This window comes from Delftia sp. ZNC0008, assembly GCF_000799035.1.
GTDB classification, from domain to species: domain Bacteria; phylum Pseudomonadota; class Gammaproteobacteria; order Burkholderiales; family Burkholderiaceae_C; genus Comamonas; species Comamonas tsuruhatensis.
This window is the reverse complement of record NZ_JTKZ01000052.1, coordinates 1-3,852: the sequence shown is the minus strand read 5'-3', so window position 1 is coordinate 3,852 and position 3,852 is coordinate 1. Positions and strand designations below refer to the sequence as shown.

Below are 3,852 nucleotides of genomic sequence, written 5' to 3'. Positions count from 1 at the left end.
GGGGTGGTCTATCTCATGCACGAAGCCGGTGGCCCGGTGCTGGGGGTCGGCGATCAGGTCCTCGGGCGAGGCCATGGGCATGTTGGGCACGTCGGCCGCGTCCAGCAGCGTGCGCCATTCGGCGGTGCTGCGCCCTGCCATCAGCCGCGAGACTTCGGCATAGACGGCATCGATGTGCAGCGCGCGCTGGCTGTGGGTGGCGAAGATGGGCTCGGCCATGCGCTCGGGCTGGCCTATGGCGTTGAAGAAGCTGTGCCAGTGCTTGTCGTTGTAGATGAGAACGCACAGGTGGCCATCGCTGGTGCGATAGGGCCTGCGGTGGGCCGTGAGCAGGCGCGCATAGCCGGGGCCGCCCAGCTGCGGCTCGAACGACAGGCCCGCCATGTGGTCGCCCAGGATGAACTGGGTCATGGCCTCGAACATGGGCACGACCACGGCCTGGCCCTTGCCGGTCTTCTCGCGCGCATAGAGGGCAGCCGTGACGGCGTAGACCGCGTGCAGGCCGGTGACGCGGTCGCCCAGGGTCATGGGGGCATAGGCCGGCTCGCCGCCACCGTATTGCTGCGCCAGCCAGGGCACGCCGGTGGCGCCCTGGATGAGGTCGTCATAGGCGGGCCGGGCCGCGTAGGGGCCGCGCTGGTCGAAGCCGCAGCAGCTCACGTGGATGATGCGCGGGTTGCGCGCCGCCACGTCCTCGTAGGCCAGGCCCAGGCGCGCCATAGCCTGGGGCCGCACGTTGCTGACCAGCACGTCGCAGCCTTCGGCCAGGCGCAGCAGAGCCTCGCGCGCGGCGCCCTGCTTGAGGTCCAGCACCACGGAGCGCTTGCCCTGGTTGGCCTGCAGGAAGATGTGGCCCATGGCGGTGTTGCGCATGGGGCCGACGTGACGCATGTTGTCGCCCTCGGGCGATTCGACCTTGATCACCTCGGCCCCCAGGCCCGCAAGGATCTGGGTGGCAAAGGGGCCCATGACCACCGAGGTCATGTCCAGCACCTTCACCCCTGCAAGAGGGCCTTGCTGCCCTTGCTGCGCTTGTTCCATGCGGCTCTCCTTCACTGCGCCTCGATGCCCGCCTGCTTGACCAGTTGCCCCCAGCGGGCCATCTGGTCCTTCACATAGGTGGCGAACTCGGCAGGCGTGGCCGTGGGCCAGACCTCGAAGCCGACCTGGGCCAATTGCTCCTGCACGGCCTTGTCCTTGAGGATGGCCTGCAGCTCGGTGTTCAGCCGCTCGGTGATCTCGGCCGGCATCCCGGCCGGGCCGAAGATGCCGTTCCAGGAGGTGATGTCGAAGCCCGGCAGCGTCTTGCCGATGGCCGGCACATTGGGCAGCAGGGTGGAACCCTTGGCCGCCGTGACGGCCAGAGTGCGAACGCGGTCGGTCTTGATCGTGCCCCAGGCCGAGCCCAGGTCGGCCACGTAGACCTGGATCTGGTTGCCCATGAGGTCGGTCAACGCCTGCGGGCTGGACTTGTAGGGCACCGAGGTGATCTGGGCGTGCGTGACGTACTTGAAGGTTTCCGAGGCCACCAGCGAGGTGCTGTTGGGCGTGCCGTAGGACAGGCGGTCGGGATTCGCCTTGGCGTAGTCGATCAGTTCCTGCACGGTCTTGGCAGGAACGGAGGGGTGGACCAGCAGTGCAAACGGCAGCTCGCCCACGCGCGCCACGGGCGTGAAGTCTTTTACCGGGTCGTACTTCAGGCCCTTGACCAGCCAGGGGTTGGCCGAGTGCGAGGTGTTGGTGGTCATGAACAGCGTGTAGCCGTCCGGCTTGGCCTTGGCCACATGGTTGGCGGCAATCTGGGCATTGGCGCCGGCCTTGTTGTCCACGATCACGGGCTGCTTGAGCCGCTCGCCCAGCCGGGTAGCCACCACGCGCGCCACGGCATCGGTTCCACTGCCGGCCGCGAACGGCACGACCAGGGTGATGGGGTTGGAGGGATAGCTGCCCTGGGCCTGCGCAGCGGGCGCTGCAACGACGGCCATGGCACTGAGAGCGCCAAGGGCCAGGGCCCTGCGCAACGGGGAATGCTTCATTTGCTTGTCTCCTGTTTCCTATGGAAAGCGGCGCTGTGTATCCAGCGCTCGCCGCCATGGTGCGGGCGTCAATGATTCAAGTCCAATTCTTTAAAACCAAGCAAGGATTTGATTTATGAATCATTGAATCCTGCATCAGGCTCCATGTGCCGCCTCTTGCGCAAGGACTGCATCGGTGCGAGGCTGGCAGCCCTGCACGACACCACGCCAAGGAGTTCCGCATGTCACACACCGTCCACACCATCCGGCTGCACCGCGTCCTCAAGGCGCCGCCGCAGCGCGTGTACCAGGCCTTCACCACGGCCGCTGCCCTTGCAAAATGGCTGCCGCCCCACGGCTACATCTGCGAGGTGCCCGAGTTCGACGCCCGGGTCGGCGGGCGCTACCGCATGGCCTTCGTCAATCTGTCCACGGGCGGGCGCAGCGGCTTCGGCGGGGAGTTCCTGGACCTGGAGCCTGGCCGGCTGGTACGCCATACCGACCGCTTCGACGACCCGCAACTGCCTGGCGAGATGATCACCACCATCACGCTGCGCGAGGTGTTCTGCGGCACTGAAATGGATGTGACCCAGGAAGGCGTGCCCGCCGTCATTCCCGCCGAGGCCTGTCACCTGGGCTGGCAGGAGTCGCTGCAGTTGCTGACCCTGCTGGTGGAGGCCAGCGTGCCGGGCTGAGACCCTGCACAAGCCCCTGCTGTCACACAGCTGCGGTTGATGGATTGCGGTGCTTCGGAGGACAATGGCAGTATTGCCCGCCAACGCCTGGAGGTCCGCCATGGCCACCCCCTTTGCACTGACCGCTCAAGCCATCGATGTCCTGCCGTTTGGTGCGCGGCTGGCGGGTGCCCGGACCTGTGCCCTGTTCAAGTCCCAGGACATGGAGGTCATCCGCGTGGTGCTGCGCGCCAGCCAGTCGCTGCCGCCGCACAAGGTGCCTGGCAGCGTCAGCCTGCATTGCCTGGAAGGCGAGCTGGAGGTGATGCTCGGCGAAAGCCGCCAGTCCCTGCAGGCCGGCCAGCTGATGCACCTGCCGGCCAACATGGCGCATGCGGTACGCGCCATCGAAGACACCTCCGCTCTGGTTACCATCGTTCTGTGTGACGAGTCCTGACGCCTGCCGCCTCAGCGCACGGGCAGGAACTGCATGAAGGGTCCCGCCACCAGTCCCTGCCCGTAGCCGATGAAGGAGCGCCTGTAGCGCTCGGTGGTGTAGTTGGCGATCAGGTCCAGCCGGCCGATGATCTTGCCCATCTCGCGCTCGAAGCTCAGGTTGCGCGCGTCGTCGCCCAGGTGGTTGGACAACAGCAGCGGCCCGCCAGCGGCATTGCGCCGTGAGTTGAGTATCCAGTTGGCCACTTCCACGTTGCGCGCGGCGTTGTAGATCAGCTGCGGGTCCAGCCCATGGACCAGGGTGAAGCTGGTGCGCCCGCCGTGGGCCGTGATGATGGTGTCGGCCAGCGCATGGACGAAGGCGGCCACGCGGTCGCCCTTGAAGTCGGGCTGCAGCGCCAGCGAGAGCGCGGCCACGTCCTGGGCGCCGCGCAGGTCGGCCCAGGGCTGGCGCTCGGTGATGGCGATGCGCACGTAGGCGGATGCGGCCTCGCGGCTTTCGGCGGTTTTCTTCCACTCGGCGGGGTTACGCAGGTAGAGCTTGTCCATGATGCGCATCAGGCTGTCCAGGTTCTCCTTCATGGCCAGCGTGGCCATGCGGTTGCTGTCGGACTGCACGATTTCGCTGGGCTCGAACGAGGCGCCCTCCACCTTGCCGCGCGGCGCGGGCGTGTCGGCGCAGCCCGCCGTCAGCAGCAGCGACGCGG

At 67.1% G+C, this 3,852-nt stretch carries 5 protein-coding genes; 2 read left to right on the top strand and 3 right to left on the bottom strand.

The genetic code is table 11. The annotated features are described in order from the left end of the window. Both L995_RS01525 and L995_RS01520 read right to left on the bottom strand, forming a co-directional pair. On the bottom strand, nt 1-984 hold a 984-nt coding region (locus tag L995_RS01525), incomplete at its 3' end, for a CoA transferase (RefSeq protein WP_047468471.1). Between the two features lie 68 nt (nt 985-1,052). After that, a complete protein-coding gene (locus L995_RS01520) occupies nt 1,053-2,036 on the bottom strand; it encodes a Bug family tripartite tricarboxylate transporter substrate binding protein (protein ID WP_046986438.1) in 984 nt (327 codons plus the stop codon). Nucleotides 2,037-2,257: 221 nt separating this feature from the next. Here L995_RS01520 and L995_RS01515 point away from each other — a divergent pair, with 221 nt between their 5' ends. Together L995_RS01515 and L995_RS01510 are read left to right on the top strand one after the other, a co-directional pair. Continuing rightward, nucleotides 2,258-2,710, top strand: a complete 453-nt coding sequence (locus L995_RS01515; RefSeq protein WP_012205499.1) for an SRPBCC family protein — start codon at nt 2,258-2,260, stop codon at nt 2,708-2,710. Nucleotides 2,711-2,810: 100 nt separating this feature from the next. Further along, nucleotides 2,811-3,146 (top strand): cupin domain-containing protein, encoded by a 336-nt coding sequence (locus L995_RS01510; protein WP_016445980.1) that lies wholly within the window; start codon nt 2,811-2,813, stop codon nt 3,144-3,146. Nucleotides 3,147-3,157: 11 nt separating this feature from the next. Here L995_RS01510 and L995_RS01505 read toward each other — a convergent pair whose 3' ends face one another. Next, nucleotides 3,158-3,844, bottom strand: a complete 687-nt coding sequence (locus L995_RS01505) for a hypothetical protein (protein WP_082001459.1) — start codon at nt 3,842-3,844, stop codon at nt 3,158-3,160. Nucleotides 3,845-3,852 lie beyond the last annotated feature (8 nt).